This is a genomic window from Halorhodospira sp. 9628 (assembly GCF_022228075.1).
Taxonomy (GTDB): domain Bacteria; phylum Pseudomonadota; class Gammaproteobacteria; order Nitrococcales; family Halorhodospiraceae; genus Halorhodospira; species Halorhodospira halophila_A.
Genome location: NZ_JAJNRF010000001.1, coordinates 515735 through 533385, shown reverse-complemented (window position 1 = coordinate 533385; position 17651 = coordinate 515735). Strand labels below are relative to the sequence as shown.

13 protein-coding genes are annotated in these 17651 nt (G+C 69.9%); 4 read left to right on the top strand and 9 right to left on the bottom strand.

Annotated elements, in window-relative coordinates; genetic code table 11:
- Positions 1-6: 6 nt before the first annotated feature.
- The gene (locus tag LRG10_RS02420; RefSeq protein ID WP_201170453.1) at positions 7-570 is read right to left on the bottom strand and encodes a hypothetical protein; all 564 of its coding nucleotides are present in this window, start codon (positions 568-570) and stop codon (positions 7-9) included.
- Positions 571-696: 126 nt separating this feature from the next.
- On the opposite strand from LRG10_RS02420, the gene LRG10_RS02415 reads away from it, so the two are divergent.
- Complete coding sequence (locus LRG10_RS02415; RefSeq protein ID WP_201241948.1) at positions 697-1974, top strand: hypothetical protein; 1278 nt, start codon at positions 697-699, stop codon at positions 1972-1974.
- On the opposite strand, the gene LRG10_RS02410 is transcribed toward LRG10_RS02415, so the two are convergent.
- From LRG10_RS02410 to thrH, 4 genes are read right to left on the bottom strand one after another with little or no spacing between them, the layout of a single operon-like run.
- The gene (locus LRG10_RS02410) at positions 1960-4056 is read right to left on the bottom strand and encodes a GNAT family N-acetyltransferase (RefSeq protein ID WP_238634641.1); all 2097 of its coding nucleotides are present in this window, start codon (positions 4054-4056) and stop codon (positions 1960-1962) included. The two genes, LRG10_RS02415 and LRG10_RS02410, sit on opposite strands and share 15 nt — an antisense overlap.
- A complete protein-coding gene (gene hrpA, locus LRG10_RS02405; RefSeq protein WP_238634640.1) occupies positions 4053-7988 on the bottom strand; it encodes an ATP-dependent RNA helicase HrpA in 3936 nt (1311 codons plus the stop codon). The genes LRG10_RS02410 and hrpA overlap by 4 nt, the downstream gene beginning before the upstream one ends.
- A gap of 9 nt (positions 7989-7997) precedes the next feature.
- Positions 7998-8534, bottom strand: coding sequence for a metallophosphoesterase family protein (locus LRG10_RS02400; RefSeq protein ID WP_238634638.1), 537 nt, complete (start codon positions 8532-8534; stop codon positions 7998-8000).
- 33 nt (positions 8535-8567) lie between these two features.
- The gene (thrH, locus tag LRG10_RS02395) at positions 8568-9176 is read right to left on the bottom strand and encodes a bifunctional phosphoserine phosphatase/homoserine phosphotransferase ThrH (RefSeq protein WP_201170466.1); all 609 of its coding nucleotides are present in this window, start codon (positions 9174-9176) and stop codon (positions 8568-8570) included.
- A gap of 212 nt (positions 9177-9388) precedes the next feature.
- Between thrH and LRG10_RS02390 the strand changes: the two genes are divergently transcribed.
- On the top strand, positions 9389-10069 hold the full coding sequence (locus LRG10_RS02390; protein WP_238634630.1) for a Bax inhibitor-1/YccA family protein: 681 nt from the start codon (positions 9389-9391) through the stop codon (positions 10067-10069).
- A 140-nt stretch (positions 10070-10209) separates the two neighbouring features.
- On the opposite strand, the gene serS is transcribed toward LRG10_RS02390, so the two are convergent.
- From serS to LRG10_RS02370, 4 genes are all read right to left on the bottom strand, one after another.
- A complete protein-coding gene (gene serS, locus LRG10_RS02385; RefSeq protein WP_201241950.1) occupies positions 10210-11487 on the bottom strand; it encodes a serine--tRNA ligase in 1278 nt (425 codons plus the stop codon).
- Positions 11488-11579: 92 nt separating this feature from the next.
- Positions 11580-12863, bottom strand: a complete 1284-nt coding sequence (locus LRG10_RS02380; protein ID WP_274519779.1) for a replication-associated recombination protein A — start codon at positions 12861-12863, stop codon at positions 11580-11582.
- On the bottom strand, positions 12860-13495 hold the full coding sequence (gene lolA, locus LRG10_RS02375) for an outer membrane lipoprotein chaperone LolA (protein ID WP_201170470.1): 636 nt from the start codon (positions 13493-13495) through the stop codon (positions 12860-12862). Before lolA ends, LRG10_RS02380 begins: the two co-directional genes overlap by 4 nt.
- A gap of 49 nt (positions 13496-13544) precedes the next feature.
- Entirely contained in the window at positions 13545-16115 is a 2571-nt protein-coding gene (locus LRG10_RS02370) for a DNA translocase FtsK (protein ID WP_238634628.1), read from the bottom strand.
- Between the two features lie 54 nt (positions 16116-16169).
- Between LRG10_RS02370 and aat the strand changes: the two genes are divergently transcribed.
- The gene (aat, locus tag LRG10_RS02365) at positions 16170-16913 is read left to right on the top strand and encodes a leucyl/phenylalanyl-tRNA--protein transferase (RefSeq protein WP_201241951.1); all 744 of its coding nucleotides are present in this window, start codon (positions 16170-16172) and stop codon (positions 16911-16913) included.
- Positions 16910-17620 carry an arginyltransferase gene (locus LRG10_RS02360; protein ID WP_238633226.1) on the top strand — a complete coding sequence of 237 codons (711 nt, stop codon included), beginning with the start codon at positions 16910-16912 and terminating at the stop codon, positions 17618-17620. Before aat ends, LRG10_RS02360 begins: the two co-directional genes overlap by 4 nt.
- Positions 17621-17651 lie beyond the last annotated feature (31 nt).

Here is a 17651-nt window from a genome sequence, read left to right as displayed (position 1 = left end):
CTGCCCTTAGAAGTACTCTTCACCGACGTGGTCCCCGTAGCCACCGACGGCCCGGTAGACGACATCGCCCCGGGGGTTCTCCCGGTGGTCCACCAACGAGACGGTGGGCTGGCGATTGACGGCGGTACGCTGCCCGAGGTAGATGCACACCGGCATGCCGATGTTCGTCGTGCCCACGGTGATCCACAGGCGGTTGAAGCCGAAACCGCCGCCGACAAAGTCGAGCTGGGTGAGCGCGTCGTCGAAGCCACCGACGAAGTAGTTGCGCTGCTCGCGGCTCGCGAAGACGTGGACCCGGATGTAGGCGTGGATGAGTTCGTTGACAAGCTCGGGGAGGCGGAACTCGCCGGTGATCTCGGCGCCCTCGTGGTGCTCGGCGAAGGGGTCCACGTGGACGGTCAGATCCTCCGGCTGCGGGTTGAAACGCGGCAGGTAGCGCACGTAGGCCGAGGTGTCGGCCAGGGTGTAGCGCACCCGCACGATGCGCATCTGCTCGACGATCTCATCGACGCCCAGCGACTGCGGGTCGACGTGCTCTTCGGTCTCCGGCGTCTGCTCCGGTTCGCTCATGGTGCCTCCGTGATGTGATAACCCGATGATGGTACTGCAAACACCGTCGCCCGCCCAACCCACACCGTTACCCCACCGGCCGGCGGTGCATTGCCGACACCCGACGCCCGCTCTATGATCGGCTCCATGGTTGTAACCGGCATTAGCATCGTGGCGGTCGTGCTGGCACTGCTCATCTGGGCGGTGGCCGCCTCCTACGAGCGCCAGGCAGAAGGCTTCAGCGCCGCCGTGGCCCGGGATGTGAAGTACTGGCAGCGTGGCGCGGCCATCTTTTTCATCATCAGCCTGCTGCCTGGCCTGGTCAGCCGCCCGTCGCCGGATCTTCCCCGGGCAGTCTACGAAACCCTCAGCGCGCTGGCACCCGTCTTTCTGTTCCTCGGGCTGCTGTGCTTCGCCGCGGCACTGAGCAAGCTCATCCCGGCCTGGCGTCGTCACCGAGAGCTGCGCGAGCAAGAGCAGCGCCGCCGCCAGATCGCCGCCCGGGGCGGCCCCTATCCCGAGCTCTCGGCTGCCTTGGCCGAGAGCATCCAGCAGTGCCTCCCCGAGCTTGAGGTCACCACCGACCAGCGCTCCGCCGAAGGCCACCATGCCAGCCTGCTCATCGACTCCTCCATGGAGTCGCAGCGCTACGTCATCTACGCCCTCCCCCGGGAGCACCTGCATCTGGAGGGCGGCCGCGGGGTCAACCCCAACGCGGTGCAGCGGGCCTGCGAGACCGCCGCCGCCTTCGCCGGCCGGCCCATCCTCTGGGCCCCGTTGCCCGGCCACGGTACCCCTCAGGGCTACGCCGCCGACAGCGGCTCGGAGCTGCGGCCGTACATCGTCGAAGGCAAGGACATCCACCTGGCGGAAGCGGTCAAGAAGTTCGATCTAGCGGCGCGCTCGGAGCGGCGCCGACGCGAAGCCCGCGAAGCCGCTCGCGCCGCCAGCGAGGGCGACCCGCGCCACCACGTCCCGGTGCGCAGCGAGACCACGGCCGAACGCGGCCGGCGCCAGCACGACCGCGAGAGCTGGGAGCGCTTCAACCTGCTCGCCCCGCGGCATCCGCACATCGTCGAGGAGGTCCAGCGCCGCACGCGCGAGCTGTGCGACCGCTGCCTGACGCCGATCCCCGAGGGCAACGGCGAGGTGGTGGTCACCGATCACGACCACATTTGCAAGAACGACGCCTCGGTGCGGATCGCCCTCAATGAGGGCAACGAGACCCTGACCCAGCACATGCCGGACTGCGGCCAGTGCCACTACGAGACTCCGGAGCTCTACGAGGAGTGCCTGAGCCGGCTGACCCTGGTCCACCCCGGCCGCTGCCCGGCGAGCCCGGATGATCCCGAGGAGGTCGAGCGTCAGGAGCAGTTTGAACAGCGCGCGCGGATGGAGGCCCTGGGCCGGTCATTCCGGGAGTGAATCGGCCACCGCCTGGCGCAGGGCGGCCAAAGTCGGACGACGCCCCGAGACGCCGAGCCGCTGCGCGGCGTCCACCCAGGGTCGGTGCTGCAGAACCTTGCCGATGAAAGCCGCCTCACAGTGCGACATGCGCCCGCGCGACCGGTCCGAATCGATCAGCACCGCCTCGGCCAGGACACGCAACGCCGGCAGCGCCGCAGCGTACCCGCGCAGGCTGTGGGCGAAGCCGGCCAGCTCCCGCCGCTGCCAGTCGCTCGGCGCCGGCGGCTCGGCGCCCTGCGCAGCGCGGACCACAGCCAGGGCGACCTGCGGATCCATGCGCGCCAGCGGCTCGGCCAGAAGCGCCGAGGCCCCGGCACCGAGCCGAAAGCCGGCCTGCTCCACCCACGCGGCACCTTTCGCATCGAGGCCCCGGGCCATCAGCGCCGAGTTTTCGCCACTGGCCGCATCCCGCCGGGCCCCCACCGCCACGGCGTGCAAGCCACAGGCCCGCCAGAAGTGGATCAGCCCCGGCGTAGCGCCGAAGCTGGTGCCGACAAGGGCACAGCCGTTCCTGCGGCCACGCTCGGTCACGGCATCGACCAGCGCGGCGCCCAGCCCACGCCCCCGTCGCCGGGGGTGAACGGCGATGCGCTGGATGCGCAGGGCGCGGCCGGTGGGTGCCGCCTCGATGCCGGCGTGGGTGGCCAGGGCCTGGGGCAGCAGGTGGCCATGGGGCCGACGCCGCTCGGCCCACACCTCGTGGGCCGTTGCCGGATCAAGCCCGCCCTCCTCGGCAGCCACCGCCACGCCGACCACGGCACCTGCCTCCTCGGCCAAGAACAGGTGCCGCCGCGGGCCATCGAGGAGCTGGTGGAGGTCGAAGGGTCGCGTCCGGTAGTGGGCCGCCACCAGCAGCCCAAAGGCCTGGCGCAGCCGCTGCTCATCCTGCGCCAAAGCCTCCTGGCTGACCGGCACGATCCGCGCTGCCGGGGCCTCTGCGGTGTCCCCGAGTTCGGCCGGCTCGGCGTCGAGGCAGAGCACGCGCCCCAGCCACGCCTCCAGGGGATCGTCGAGCTCCCAGCGGATCGGCGTCTCCAGCCGGACTGCCCGCCATCCGGGGGCCTCGGCATCGAGCACGCCTCGAAAGCGCAGGTCGAAGCCACGCCCACTGCCCTCGTAGCCGTGCACCGTGCTCGCGAAGGCGATGCGCGAGGCGTGCTCGAGTAGACGCCGAAGCAGATCCACCGGCAGCCCCGCGGCCTCGTCCACCAGCAGCAGATCGCCGGTTTCCGGACGGTCGATCAGTGCCTCGGGCTCGCGGTAGACGACCTCGGCACCGGCACAGCACAGGCGGCGGCGCTCGACCCGCACGCCGCCGCAGCGCTCGGCGGCGTGCTCGAACAGACCGTCGGCGGCGTGGATCGTCGGCGCGGTGATCACCACCCGCTGCACCCGGCGTTGAAGCAGGAGCTCACCCACCGCAATGCCCAGCGCGGCGGACTTGCCGCGACCACGATCGGCGGTTAGCACCGCCGGGCGGCGGCGGTGACCGTCGACCACCCGCATCACCGCCTCCACGGCGCGCTGTTGATCGGCGCTTCGGCAACCGTAGGGGTGGCCACCATGGGGCACCGGCGGCGGCGCCGGCTCGAGGTCGGGGGGCGGTTGCGCCGGGGTCAGGCAGGCGACGCTCGAAGACTGCTCCAGCCCGACCATCAGGCGCCGGAGGAAGCGGGTGCCGACCTCCTCCCGCCGGTGCCCGGCAGGGATCAGCCGACCGAGCAGCGGATCCGGAGCGCTCGGCCACTGCCCCCAGGCCGGCGTGAGCATGACCAGCACGCCGCCCCCGCGCAATGATCCGACCGCGGCACCGAGGGCATCTGCATCGACACCGGCGTGCGCGTCGTAGACCAAGAGATCCACGGTGCGCCCGAGCACGCGCCGGAAGTCCCGTGCCACCAGCCGCTCCACCCGATCGGGCAACCCCTCCGCCGGCGGCTCGCCGATCCAGCAGATCCGGGCGTCGGCGGGGAGCTGTCGCGCCGCCGTATCGCGCCCCCAGTGCGGCGGCCCAGCGAGAACCACCGTGCGGCGGCTCACGCCACCTCCCGCCAGAGCTCCTGGAGGCGTTTCTCCGAGACCTTCTCCCGGGCACCGACGTCCTGGGCGAAGAGCGAGATACGGTACTCCTCGAGCATCCAGCGCAGTTGCTCCAGTGCCGGATCCGGAACGCCGCGCTCGGCCCGCGCCGCCAGGCGTTGATGCACCCGCTCGTGCCAGGGGCGGATGGTGCGCAGCGGCGCTCGATCCTTGGCCGGGTCAAGTCTCAGCTTCTCCACCCGGCGTTCGAGCCCCCGCAGGTAACGCGGCAGCTCGCCGAATCGCTGCGGCGGCAGGTCTTCCAGGAAGCCGGGGTAAACCAGGCTGTTCAGGTGCTCGTCGATATCCCGCAGGCTCTCCAGCAGGGCGGGACTGTTGAGCTTTTTCAGCGCCTGGCGCAGCGACTGGTAGCGGGTCAGTACGTCATCCAGGGCGGCACACAGGCCCTGGGCGCAGGAGACCAGCTCGCCGCGCCCGGCGGCGAGGCGGGCCTCGAAGGTCGCGGCATCCCGCGGCAGCCCGTCGGCGAGGAAGCAGCGGTCGAAGACCGCCCGCAGCAGGGCCTCACGCAGCTGATCATCGCTGCCCAGGCCGCGGTATTTGAGCCGCAGGGCCTTGAGCTCATCGAGCTTACGCAGCGCGCGCACCTGCTGCGGCAGGGCCAGCATGAACAGCCGCCGCACCCCGGCGTGGGTCTGTGCCACAGCAGGCTCGGCAGCATCGAGCAGCAGCCGGGTGACGGAGTCCCCTTCATCCCGGAGCGCCGGGTAGCCCTGGAAGCGGACACCGCCCTCCTCCAGCACCACCGATTCGGGCAGCGGCCCGAAATCCCAGGCGGTGATGCCCTCGCGGTGCCACTCGGTGCCGGGGCCAGAGCCGCTGCCGCCGCCCGTGGCGGCAAACTCCTCGCTGGCCGCCTCGCTCAGCCCGGACTGGAGCGCAAGCAGATCGCGACCCTCCTCCAGGGTGCGGCCCTCGCGGTCTACCACGCGGAAGGCCATGCGCAGGTGCTCCGGCAGCTCCACGGCCTCAAAGGCGCCAGGCGGCAGCTCCACCCCGGTAACCCGCTGCAGGTGGCGGGCCACCGCGTCGGTCAGCGCCCCCTCCCGGTGGGGCACCGCCTCCAGCACAGCGCGGGCGAAATCCGGCGCCGGCACGAAGTGCTTGCGCAGGGCCTTGGGCAGTCCGCGGATCAAGGCCGTTACCTTCTCCTGCAGCAGTCCCGGCACCAGCCACTCGAACGGCTCGGGCTGCAACTGTTTCAGCGCCGCCACCGGGATCACGGCGGTGACCCCGTCACGCTCGCTGCCCGGCTCCAGGTGGTACTCCAGGGCCAGCTCCACCCCGCCGACGGTCATTCGGTCGGGGTACTGATCGACGGAGATCTCCTCTGTATCCCGGCGCATCAGCGCCTCGCGGGTCATATACAGGCACTGCGGGTCGTCCCGTTCGGCGCGCCGGCGCCAACGCTCGAAGGCCGCGGCATCGTGGATCTCCGCCGGTATGCGGGCATCGTAGAAGGCCACCAGCTGCTCTTCATCGACGAGGACGTCGCGCCGCCGGGCCTTGGCCTCGAGACGCTCGACATCGTCGACGAGGGCCTGGTTGTGGGCCAGGAACGAGCCGCGGGTACGGATCTCGCCGGCGACCAGGCCGTCACGCAGGAACAGCCGCCGCGCCTCCTGCGGGTCGAGCCGCCCGTAGTCGACCTTGCGCCCCGAGACCAGGGTGAGCCCGAATAGACTCACCTGCTCCTCGGTGACCACACGCCCGGCCCGCTTCTCCCAGCGCGGCTCGCCGTAGCTACGCGAGACCAGGTGCCCGGCCAGCTGCTCGACCCACTCCGGGCGGATCTCGGCCACCGTGCGGGCGAAGAGCCGGCTGGTTTCCATCAGCTCGGCGGCCACGATCCACTTGGGGCGACGCCGCGCCAGCCCCGATCCGGGGAAGATCTGCAGCTTGACGCCGCGCGCGCCGAGGTAGGTGCGCTCCTCGTGCAGGGTGGCCACCTGGCTGAGCAGCCCGGTGAGCAGGGCCCGGTGGACGGCCTCGTAGGGGAAGTCCGCCTCGTCGGACCGCCCCGCCGACTCGCCCTGCCCGCCCTCGTCGCCGGAGGACCGGCGGCGCTCCGCCTCCTTGAGCATCTCCGCGAACTGGCGGCGGATGTCGGCCCACTCACGCATGCGCTGTGGCGCTAGGAAGTGCTCCCGGCACCACTGCGTCAGCTTGCGCCGGGACAGGCTGCGCCGCTGCGCCTGGTAATCATCCCACAGCCTCAGCAGGGCAGCGAAATCGCTCTTCGGATCGTGCCAGCGCGCATGGGCCCGGTCCGCGGCCTCCTGCGCCTCCATCGGCCGCTCACGCGGATCCTGCACGGAGAGCGCGGCGGCGATGATCAGGACTTCGCGCTGCACACCCATCTCGCGGGCAGCGAGCAGCATGCGACCGATGCGCGGATCCGCCGGGATGCGCGCCAGGCGCCGGCCCAGGTCGGTGAGTTCGCGGCGCTCATCCACGGCCCCGAGCTCGAAGAGCAGGCGCAGGGCGTCGTTGATGTAGCGCCGCTCCGGGGGCTCGACGAACGGAAAGCGCTCGATATCGCCCAGGCCCATGGCCTTCATCTGTAGGATGACCCCGGCGAGGTTGGTGCGCAGGATCTCCGGGTCGGTATAGCGGGGCCGACTCGCGTAATCCTCCTCGCTGTAGAGACGGATGCAGATCCCCGGCGCCTCGCGCCCGCAGCGACCGGCGCGCTGGTCTGCGGAGGCCTGGGCGATGGGCTCGACCGGCAGCCGCGAGACCTTGGTTCGATGGCTGTAGCGGCTGATCCGCGCCCGCCCGGTATCCACCACGTAGCGGATGCCGGGAACGGTCAGCGAGGTCTCCGCCACGTTGGTGGCGAGCACCACCCTTCGCCCGCCGGCGCCGGGATGGAAGACCCGCTGCTGCTCGGCGCTGGAGAGCCGGGCGTAGAGCGGCAGGATCTCGGTGCCCCGGGGCGGCTGCTTGCGCAGGGCCTCGGCGCACTCGCGGATCTCGCGCTCACCGGAGAGAAAGACCAGCACGTCGCCCGGGCCCTCACGGGCGAGCTCATGCACCGCCTCGGTCACCGCCTGGGGCTGCTCAACCCCCTCGCGCTCCTCGTAGGGCCGGTAGCGGATCTCCACCGGGTACGTGCGTCCGGACACCTCGCGCACCGGTGCGCCGTCGAAATGCTCGGCGAAGCGCTCCGGATCGATGGTCGCCGAGGTGACGATCACCTTCAGGTCCGGCCGGCGCGGCAGCAGGCGCTTGAGATAGCCGAGGATGAAGTCGATGTTGAGGCTGCGCTCGTGGGCCTCGTCGATGATCAGGGTGTCGTAGGCGTCCAGGTGCCGGTCGGACTGGATCTCGGCGAGCAACATCCCGTCGGTAAGCAGCTTGATCCGGCTCTCTTCACCCACCTGATCGGTGAAACGGACCTTGTAGCCCACCGTCTCCCCGATCCGGGTATCCGTCTCCTCGGCCAGGCGCTCGGCCAGCGCCCGGGCGGCGATGCGCCGTGGCTGGGTGTGGCCGATCAGTCCGCGGCTGCCCAGGCCAAGCTCCAGGCACATCTTGGGCAGCTGGGTGGATTTACCCGAGCCCGTGGCACCACAGACCACCACGACCTGGTGATAGCGCAGGGCCTCGAGCAGTTCCTCGCGGCGCTGGACCACCGGCAGGTCGGGGTCGTAGCGAAGCGCCACGGCCTCGTCCCGGCGCCGGGCGACCTCCGCCTCGGCGGCGGCCAGATCCTGCTCCAGGCGCGCCACCCCGCGGTCGAAGGGTTTGCCCTGCCGGGCACGCCGTTCGAGCCCGGCCAGACGGCGCCGCAGGATCGGGCGCTGCGGGCCGAAGGCCCCCTCAATGCGCTCACGCAGCGCCCGGAGCTGGCGCGGTACGCCCCCCACGAGTGCCGGCTACTCCTCGTGGCCGGTAATAGCCCGGTACTTGCGGGGCGGCAGCTGCACCACCTGCACCGACCAGCCATCTTCCTCGCAGTCGAGGATGAGCATCGACGGCCCCTCGTTGACCCGCACACGGCCCGCGGCCCCCGGGTTGAGCACCCACGGCTGCGTGGTGTCGTCGACGCTCAGCTGGTGGCTGTGCCCGCAGGCGATGGCCCGCACCCGCGGGAAGGCCGCGCGCAGGCGCTCATGCCGGCGCGAGGCGGGCTCGTAGCCATCGCCGTGGATGACCGCCAGCTCGCCGCCGGGCAGGTCAAGGACCGAGTGCGCCGGCAGGTTCTCGAGCATGTGCGCCTCGTGGTCCGGCCAGGTCTCTGGCCCGTCGACGTTGCCGCGTACGGCCACCACCTCCTCGCGCGGCTGCATGGCACAGAGCACATCGGCCCCACCCACATCGCCGGCGTGCACCGCCAGGTCACACTCGGCGATGTGGTCGGCGATGCGTGGGTCGAGGAAGCCGTGGGTATCGGCGATGATACCTACTCGCATGGGGACCCCTTCCCTGACGCAGGGCGGTCGCAATCAGCCGCGCGCGAAGGCCTCGTCTAGGGCCTGGCGCAGCGCGGCGTAATCGTGGGTAACCGGGAACTGCGGGAACTGCCCGGCGATCTCCGCTGGTGGGCAGAAGAAGATCCCCTGGTCCGCTGCGCCGAGCATCCGCGTGTCGTTGTAAGAGTCGCCAGCGGCGGCTACCCGGAAGTTCAGGCTGCGCAGCGACTCCACGGCCTGTCGCTTGTGATCCTCGAGGCGGATGTGGAAGTCGGCAATCCGACCCGCCTCGCTCACCTCCAGGCTGTGGCAGAACAGCGTCGGCCAGCCGAGCTGCGCCATCAGCGGACGGGCAAACTCGTAGAAGGTGTCGGAGAGGATGATCACCTGATAGTCGGCGCGCAGCCCGTCGAGGAACTCGCGGGCCCCGGGCAGCGGCTCGAGCCGGGCCACCACGGACTGGATGTCGGCCAGTCCCAGGCCGTGCCGGTCCATGTCCGCCAGGCGCATGGTCATCAGCTCGTTGTAGTCCGGAACGTCCCGCGTCGTGGCGCGGAAGGCGTCGATGCCGGTGATGTCGGCGAGGTTGATCCAGATCTCCGGAACCAGCACGCCCTCGAGATCGAGACAGACGATGTTCAAGCGATTGTCCTCCTGGCGAGCGTTTCCCGGGCACACTTGCCCCGGTTGGCGCGATTGCGCGGCCAATCTATTCATATTGGATGCCGGGTGCAAGCGAAACGGCACGACCCGCGGGACAATGTAGCGTCGACCGGCCAGAACGTCGATAATGGGCGCGCTAGCCGTAGACGCTGCGGCCCACGATCGCGGAACCGAACAAGGAGGCAGACCCTATGTCCGAGCGCTATTCCGATAGTCGCGTCGCGACGGCAACCGGCGGTGCCGCCACCCAGGCGCTGGCCACCAACCGGCTGATCCGCAACACTTACATCCTGCTGGCCATGACGCTGGCGTTCAGCGCCGTGACGGCCGGCGCGGCCGTGCTCACCGACGCACCGCGTCTGAACATCTTCGTCGTCCTCGGCGGGTTCTTCGGTCTTCTTTTCCTGACCCAGTACCTGCGCAACAGCGTCTGGGGGCTGGCGTCGATCTTCGCCCTGACCGGGTTCATGGGCTACACCCTGGGGCCGATCATCAACCTCTACCTGGGCCTGCCCAACGGCGGTCAGACCGTGATGATGGCCTTCGGTGGCACGGCGGCGATCTTCCTGGGCCTGTCGGCCTACGCCCTGACTACCCGGCGCGACTTCAGCTTCATGCGCGGCTTCCTCTTCGCCGGGATCCTGGTCGCGTTCGTCGCCGCCCTGGCCGCCTACTTCCTGCAGATGCCGGGCCTGTCGCTGGCGGTCAGCGTGATGTTCATGATCCTGATGAGCGGGCTGATCCTTTACCAGACCAGCGAGATGATCAACGGCGGTGAGGACAACTACATCATGGCCACCATCACCCTCTACGTGGCCATCTACAACCTGTTCACCAGCCTGCTGCACCTGCTCGGGCTGGCCAACGAGTAACCCGCCGGATCCGTGCGTATCGGGCCGGGCGCAATGCCCGGCCCGCCCCTTGCGGGGCTTCCTCCCGATACTGCCGCGTCCCGTCCGCGACCGGAGATCCCGCCGCACGCCGGTGATCGGGATTCAGGGGCCGGGCGCTCTCAGTCGCCCAGAACGCGCACCCCGCCCATGTACGGGACCAGTGCCTCGGGGACGCTCACCCGACCATCGGCCTCCTGGTAGTTCTCCAGGATCGCCACCAGGCAGCGCCCCACGGCCAGTCCAGAGCCGTTGAGTGTGTGCACCGGCTCCGGTTTGCCGGTCTCGGGGTTGCGCCAGCGCGCCTGCAGGCGCCGCGCCTGGAAGTCGGTGAAGTTCGAGCAGGAGGAGATCTCCCGGTAGCGCTCCTGCGCCGGCAGCCACACTTCCAGATCGTAGGTGCGCGCCGCCGAGAAGCCGATGTCTCCGCTGCACAGCGACACCACCCGGTAGGGTAGCGCCAGTCGGCGCAGCACCGCCTCGGCGTGGCCGGTGAGCGCTTCCAGCGCATCCCACGACTCCCCGGGGCGCACCACCTGGACCAGCTCGACTTTCTCGAACTGATGCTGGCGGATCATACCGCGGGTGTCCTTGCCGTAGCTGCCGGCCTCGGAGCGGAAGCACGGCGTGTGACAGACGAAGCGCAGCGGCATATCCGGGTCCTCGACGATGCGCTCCTGGACCAGGTTGGTCACCGGCACCTCGGCCGTCGGCGCCAGGTAGAAATCGGGGTCGTGCTCGACGCGGAAGAGATCCGCCTCGAACTTAGGCAGCTGCCCGGTGCCGGTCAGCGCCCGGGCATTGACCAGGTACGGGACGTAGACCTCGGTGTAACCGTGCTCGCTGGTGTGCAGATCGAGCATGAATTGGGTCAGTGCCCGGTGCAGCCGCGCCAGAGGCCCACTGAGGGTGACGAAGCGGCTGCCGGCGATGCGCGCGGCCGCCTCGAAGTCCATCCCGCCGAGCAGCTCGCCCAGATCGACGTGATCCCGCGGCTTGAAGGGCAGCGCCGGGATCCCACCCCACTGGCGGAGCTCGCGGTTATCGGCTTCGTCTTCACCGTCGGGAACCTGGTCGTCGAGGAGGTTGGGCAGGCCAAGATGGAGCGCCTCAAGCTGCTCCTGCACCTCGCTCAGGGCGTTCTCTGCTTCGTTCAGGCGCTCGCCGATGCGGCCCACCTCGGCTTTCAGCGGCTCGATGTCCTCGCCGCGCTTCTTGGCCGCGCCGATCTCTTTGGAGCGCTCGTTGCGCTGGTTCTGCAGCGTCTGCGTCTCCTGCTGCAGCTCGCGCCGCCGGGCATCCAGCGCACGGTAGCCGGCGGCGTCGAATTCGAATCCGCGCCGCGCCAGGTTGGCGGCGATGCCTTCGGGATCGTTACGCAGCAGCTTGGGGTCGATCATAGGTGTCGCAGGCTCCTTGGTTCCGGGGCGGGCGCCATGGCGGCGTGCATTCTAATGATTTCCGGGCGGTCGGCGCCACGGCGCGGCGCGCATTACGCCTGCCGGGTGCGCAACCGCCGGAAGCGCTGGGCAATGCGCTGCTCCAGCCCGCGGTCGGAGGGCTCGTAGTACCGGGTTCCGGCCAACGCATCCGGCATGTACTCGACGCCGGCGGCGAAGGCCTCCGGCTCATCGTGGGCGTAACGGTAACCGCTGCCGAAACCCTGCTCCTTCATGATCCCGGTCGGGGCGTTGCGCAAGTGCATGGGCACCTCCAGCGAGCCGTACCGGCGGACGTCCCGCTCGGCCGCCTGCCAGGCAGTGTAGACGCGGTTGCTCTTGGGTACCGAGGCCTGGAATGCGGCCGCATGGGCCAGGGCCAGGTCCCCCTCCGGCGAACCGAGACGCTCGTACGCCTCGGCGGCGTTCAGGGCCACCTGCAGGGCCCGCGGGTCGGCGTTGCCGATGTCCTCGGAGGCAACCCGGATCAACCGCCGGGCGATGTAGAGCGGATCGCAGCCACCATCGAGCATGCGCGCCAGCCAGTACAGCGCAGCGTCCGGATCCGAACCGCGGATCGACTTGTGCAGCGCCGAGATCTGATCGTAGAAATCGTCGCCCCCCTTGTCGAAGCGCCGTGCCCCGCCGGCGACCGCCTCGGCCACGGCATCGGCGTCGAGGGTTTGCGCATCGACCAGGTCCGCAGCAATCTCGAGGGCCGAGAGCAATCGCCGGGCGTCGCCGTCGGCGGCACGCAGCAGCAGAGCCCGGGCCTCGTCGGTGGCCTGCAGCCGACGCTCCCCCAGGCCGCGCTCCGGGTCGCGCAACGCCCGCTCGAGCAGCTCGGACAGGGCCGTATCGTCCAGGGCCCGCAGCATGTAGACCCGCGCCCGCGAGAGCAGCGCCTTGTTGAGCTCGAAGGAGGGGTTTTCCGTGGTGGCCCCGATAAAGACCACCGTGCCGTCCTCCACGTAGGGCAGGAAGGCGTCCTGTTGCGCCTTGTTGAACCGGTGCACTTCGTCGACGAAAAGCACCGTGCGCCGACCCGTCTTCCAGAGATCCGTGGCCTCGGCCATGGCACCGCGGATCTCGCGCACCCCGGCGGTCACCGCGGAGAGGGTCAGGAACCGGGCCTCGGCGTGCTCGGCCACCAGGCGGGCGAGCGTCGTCTTGCCACTGCCTGGAGGCCCCCACAGGATCATGGAGTGGGGACGCCCGGCCTCCACGCTCTGCACCAGCGCCCGACCGGAATCGAGCAGATGCCCCTGCCCGGCCATCTCGTCGATGCTGCGCGGGCGCATGCGCTCGGCCAGCGGTGCACTCGGAGGTGCGCTCAACGGACCCCCTCGTCCGGATCGGTCTCGTAGACGTCGACCCCTTCCGGCGGGTCGAAACGGAACCGGTCGGCATCCACGGACTCGTTGATGCGCACCTCGTCGAGTTCGACCCGGGTCACCTGCCCCAGGGCGTCGTCGATCTCCAGCGCACTCGGGTGCCCGTCGCGCATACCCAGCCGGGCCTCATCAAAGGCCTCGCCGCCGTCGCGGGGAGTGAGCCGGACGTAGTCCTCGGTCTCGGCCAACTCGAACAGTTCCGCGAGATCAGCGTAATCGCCGGAGAGCAGCTGCGCGGGTGCACTGCCCAGGACGGCGCGCTGATCCCGCACGGTGACCTGATCGAGCTCGACGTCGTAGACCCAGAGACGCTCACCGTCAGCGATGATCTCTTGGGAGAACGGGCCGGCGTAGGACCAGTGAAAGCGATCCGGGCGGTGGATGGCGAAGTCACCGGAGGACTCCTCAATCACCTGCCCGCGATCGTCCAGAGTGAACTGCTTGAACACCCCCTGGACCGTCTCCACATCGCGGTAGTAGTCCTCCAGTGCCGCCAGCTGCCCGGCTTGCACGGCGTTCAGCGCGAGCGCCAGCACCAGGGCGAGCGCGATTGCGGTTCGTTGGATGGGCGTCATGGGCGTTTTGCCTCCGGGGTTGCGTGCATGGGCACGTCGTGGGAAACGCTCAGGCATCCGGCGGCGGCGGCGCCAGGACCTCGCGACCGCCGTTGGACTGCAACGGCCCGACCACCCCGGCGGCCTCCATCTCCTCGACCAGCCGGGCAGCCCGGTTGTAACCAATCTTCAGCCGCCGCTGCACGCCGGAGATGGAGGCGCGCCGGGTTTCGGTGACGATGCGCACGGCATCGTCATAGAGCGGATCGCTCTCGCTGCCGCCGCCGCCACCCCCGTTACCGCCCTCGCCGGGCAGGCCCGGGATGGGGGCCGATTCGCTGGCATCCTGGAGCACTTCGTCGACGTACTCCGGCTCGGCGACCGCCTTGAGATGCTCGACGACACGGTGCACCTCGGCGTCAGAGACGAAGGCGCCATGCACGCGCTGCGGCACGCCGCTGCCCGGCGGCACGTAGAGCATATCGCCGTGGCCGAGCAGCGCCTCGGCGCCCTGCTGGTCCAGGATCGTACGCGAATCCACTTTCGAGGAGACCTGGTAGCCGATCCGCGTGGGGATGTTCGCCTTGATCAGCCCGGTGATGACGTCCACCGAGGGGCGCTGGGTCGCTAGGATGAGATGGATCCCCGCCGCCCGGGCCTTTTGCGCCAGCCTAGCGATGAGCTCTTCAACCTTCTTGCCGACAATCATCATCATGTCGGCCAGCTCGTCGACCACCACCACGATGAAGGGCAGCTCCTCCAGCTCCGGGGCCTGCGGGGTCTCGCCGTCCAAGGTCTGTTCGTTGGGGTCGGCGGCATCAAACAACGGGTCGAGCAGCGGCTCGCCGGCCTCGCGGGCCGCGCGCACCTTGTCGTTGAAGCCGGTGACGTTGCGCACGCCGAGCGCCGCCATCAGGCGGTAGCGCCGCTCCATTTCGGCCACGCACCAGCGCAGGGCGTTGGCGGCGTCGTTCATGTCGGTGACCACCGGGGCGAGCAGATGCGGGATCCCGTCGTAGACCGACAGCTCCAGCATCTTGGGATCGACCATGATCAGCCGGGTCTGCTCGGGGGTGTTGCGATAGAGCAGCGAGAGGATCATGGCGTTGATCCCCACCGACTTGCCGGAGCCGGTCGTACCGGCCACGAGCAGGTGGGGCATCTTGGCCAGGTCGGCGGTGACCGGATTGCCCCCGATATCCTTGCCCAGCGCCACGGTCAGCGCCGACTTCATGCGTGCGTACTCCTGGGAACGGATGATCTCCGAGAGCGCGATCACGTCGCGCTGCTCATTGGGGATCTCCAGCCCCACCGTGGACTTGCCGGGGATGACCTCCACCACGCGGACCGAGCGCACCGACATGGCCCGGGCCAGATCCTTGGCCAGGTTAGAGATCTGGCTGACCTTGACGCCCGCGGCGGGCAAGACCTCGAAGCGCGTAATGACCGGCCCCGGCTGAACGGTCTCGACCTGGACCTCGACGCCGAAATCGCGCAGCCGCTCCTCGACCTGCTGCGACATGGTCGCCAGCACCTCGCGGCTGTAACCGCCCTTGCCCGCCGGCGGCTGGTCGAGCAAATCCACCGGCGGCACCGGCGAGCCGCCTGCGGCGGGTCCGCTGCGCTTGCTGCGCTCGCTCTTGCGTTGCCGGCGCGGCTTCTCTGCGGCAGAGGAGGGTTCGCGCTGGGCCGGCGGCTCCTCAATGACCTGCTCCGGCGGATCCCCGGCACGGGCCCGGGGCAGCAACTGGATCGCCTTGCGCACTTTGCCGCCACCCGACTCCTGCTGCGCCGGTGGCGCGATCCGCGGGGGCTCGGCCCGGGCCGTTCCCTGCTCCTCACGCGACTGGCGCCGCTGCGCCAGCCGCCCCCGTGCGGCCCGCACGCCCACGACCACACCGCCGACGAGCATCCGCCCGAGCAAGGCACGCAATCTCCCGAACAACTCCAGCGTCCAGCGTCCGACGCGTTCGGCCAGCGCCAGCCACGAAAACCCCGTGGCCAGGGTCAGCGCCGCCAGAAACAGCGCGCCGGCCATCAGCGACGCCCCGACGAAGCCCAGCCAGCTCTCGAGCTCACCGGCGCTCAGCTCACCGAGCAGCCCACCCGCGCCGAGCGGCAGCGCCTCACCCTCCAGGTGCAGGCTTGCCAGCGCGGCGCCCGCCAGAAGCGCGAGCACCAGCCCCACCGAGCGGACCGCCAGCGCCAGCGGATCGAACCCGGGCTCGTCGAGCATCCGAAACACCCGATAGGCGGCCCAGCCCATAAACAACGGCACCAGATAAGCCAGGTAGCCGAACAGGACCAGGGCGATATCGGCAAACCAGGCACCGGCAATGCCGCCGAAGTTCTCCACTTCGGCGACGGCGCTGACCCGGCTCCAGCTCGGATCGTCGGCGTCGTAACTCCACAGAGCCAGAAGCATGAAGGCGGCCACGCCCGCGAGCAGCACCATGGTTGCCTCGCGCAGGCGGCGCTGCAGCTGATGACCAAGGAACGGCTCGTCCCCGTGTTGTTCTTCCGGCTCCGCCACGGATCTCGTACCCTTTGCAGGAATCAATCCACCATTGTCAGTGACCACCGCGGCAGCGGCAAGTCGCCCCGGCGATGCCTGCACGACGGCGTGAGCAGGCGGTATCATGCTCCGGTGCCCTCAAGGCCCACTTGCCCCGAGCAAAAGAGAGCGGCTTCATCCATGCGGCGGCTACGCTGGCTCAACGAACACACCCCGGACGAGCCGTTCCCCTCGGCGGACCAGGCCCTGGCCGACCCCAACGGCCTGCTCGCCGTCGGAGGGGATCTTTCCGCCGAGCGCCTCATGGCCGCCTACCGCAATGGGATCTTCCCGTGGTACGGCGAGGGGCAGCCCATCCTCTGGTGGAGCCCTGACCCCCGCGGGATCTTCCTGCCGGGGGACTTCCACGTCAGCCGCAGCCTGCGCCGACGGCTCAACCAGACCCGCATGACGGTCACCCTGGATACCGAGTTCGAGGCCGTGATGGCCGGCTGCGCCGCCCCACGCCCCGACCAGGACGGCACCTGGATCACCCGCGAGATGATCGCCGCCTACACCGAACTCCACCACCTCGGTTGCGCGCACTCCGCCGAGGTCTGGCTGGAGGAGGAGCTGGTCGGCGGGGTCTACGGCGTGGCCCTGAACGGGGCCTTCTTCGGCGAGTCCATGTTCAGTCGCATGGAAGACGCCTCAAAGGTGGGTCTGACCTGGCTGACCGCGCAGCTCTGGCGCTGGGGCTTTCAGCTCTTCGACTGCCAGATGAGCAACCCCCACCTGGCCCGACTGGGCGTCCGCCAGATCCCTCGCAGCGAATACCTGGCGCGCCTGGACCGGGCACTGCAGGCCTCCCATCGCGACTCACCATGGCGCCTGGATAACGACCTCGACCCCGCCACCGAGCACCGCAGCCGGGAGGGGTCGTGACCCGAAACCGCGTCACCCTGCTGCGCACCGATTGCCATGAGTGCGCCTACGTCTCCGGGCGAACGGCGCGACTCGAGTTCCTCTCGCCGCAATTGGCGCTGGATGATCGGCGCTATCAGCTGCTGCTCGAGCAGGGGTTCCGGCGCAGCGGACCCTACATCTACCGGCCGCGGTGCCCCGGCTGCGCGGCGTGTCAGTCGCTGCGCATCCCGGTGGCCCGTTTCCGCGCTCGGCGCCGCCACCGCCGTTGCCGGCGCGACAACGCCGACCTGCACGTCGCGGCCTGCCCGCCGGTTCTCACCGACGAACAGCTGGCGCTCTACCGGCGCTACATCGACCATCGGCATCCCCATAGCAGCATGGCCGACCCCGACCGCGCGGAGGCCGAAGGGTTCCTGACAGCCCCCTGGTGCACCACCGTCTTCTATGAGCTGCGCAGCACGGAGCGTGGCCCCCTGCTCGGTGTGGCCGTCACCGACGTGCTCCCCGGCGCCCTGTCCGCCGTCTATACCTTCTACGCCCCCGAGGCCGAGCACCGCGGCCTGGGCAACCTGGCCGTGCTCTGGCAACTCTCGGAGGCACGCCGGCTGGGCGCACAGCACGTATACCTCGGGTACTGGATTGCGGACGCCCCGACCATGGCCTACAAGGCCACGTTCCGTCCCCACGAGGTGTTTGACGGACGCCGGTGGCTCGCCGGCGCATAGACGGCGCACCGCCTTGCCGCCAGAGCTACAG

What these genes read in the sequence shown, in the direction of transcription:
- LRG10_RS02420 (WP_201170453.1), bottom strand. Translation starts at nt 570, where the DNA reads ATGAGCGAACCGGAGCAGACGCCGGAGACCGAAGAGCACGTCGACCCG.
- LRG10_RS02415 (WP_201241948.1), top strand. Translation starts at nt 697, where the DNA reads ATGGTTGTAACCGGCATTAGCATCGTGGCGGTCGTGCTGGCACTGCTC.
- LRG10_RS02400 (WP_238634638.1), bottom strand. Translation starts at nt 8,534, where the DNA reads ATGCGAGTAGGTATCATCGCCGATACCCACGGCTTCCTCGACCCACGC.
- LRG10_RS02390 (WP_238634630.1), top strand. Translation starts at nt 9,389, where the DNA reads ATGTCCGAGCGCTATTCCGATAGTCGCGTCGCGACGGCAACCGGCGGT.
- serS (WP_201241950.1), bottom strand. Translation starts at nt 11,487, where the DNA reads ATGATCGACCCCAAGCTGCTGCGTAACGATCCCGAAGGCATCGCCGCC.
- lolA (WP_201170470.1), bottom strand. Translation starts at nt 13,495, where the DNA reads ATGACGCCCATCCAACGAACCGCAATCGCGCTCGCCCTGGTGCTGGCG.
- LRG10_RS02370 (WP_238634628.1), bottom strand. Translation starts at nt 16,115, where the DNA reads ATGATACCGCCTGCTCACGCCGTCGTGCAGGCATCGCCGGGGCGACTT.
- aat (WP_201241951.1), top strand. Translation starts at nt 16,170, where the DNA reads ATGCGGCGGCTACGCTGGCTCAACGAACACACCCCGGACGAGCCGTTC.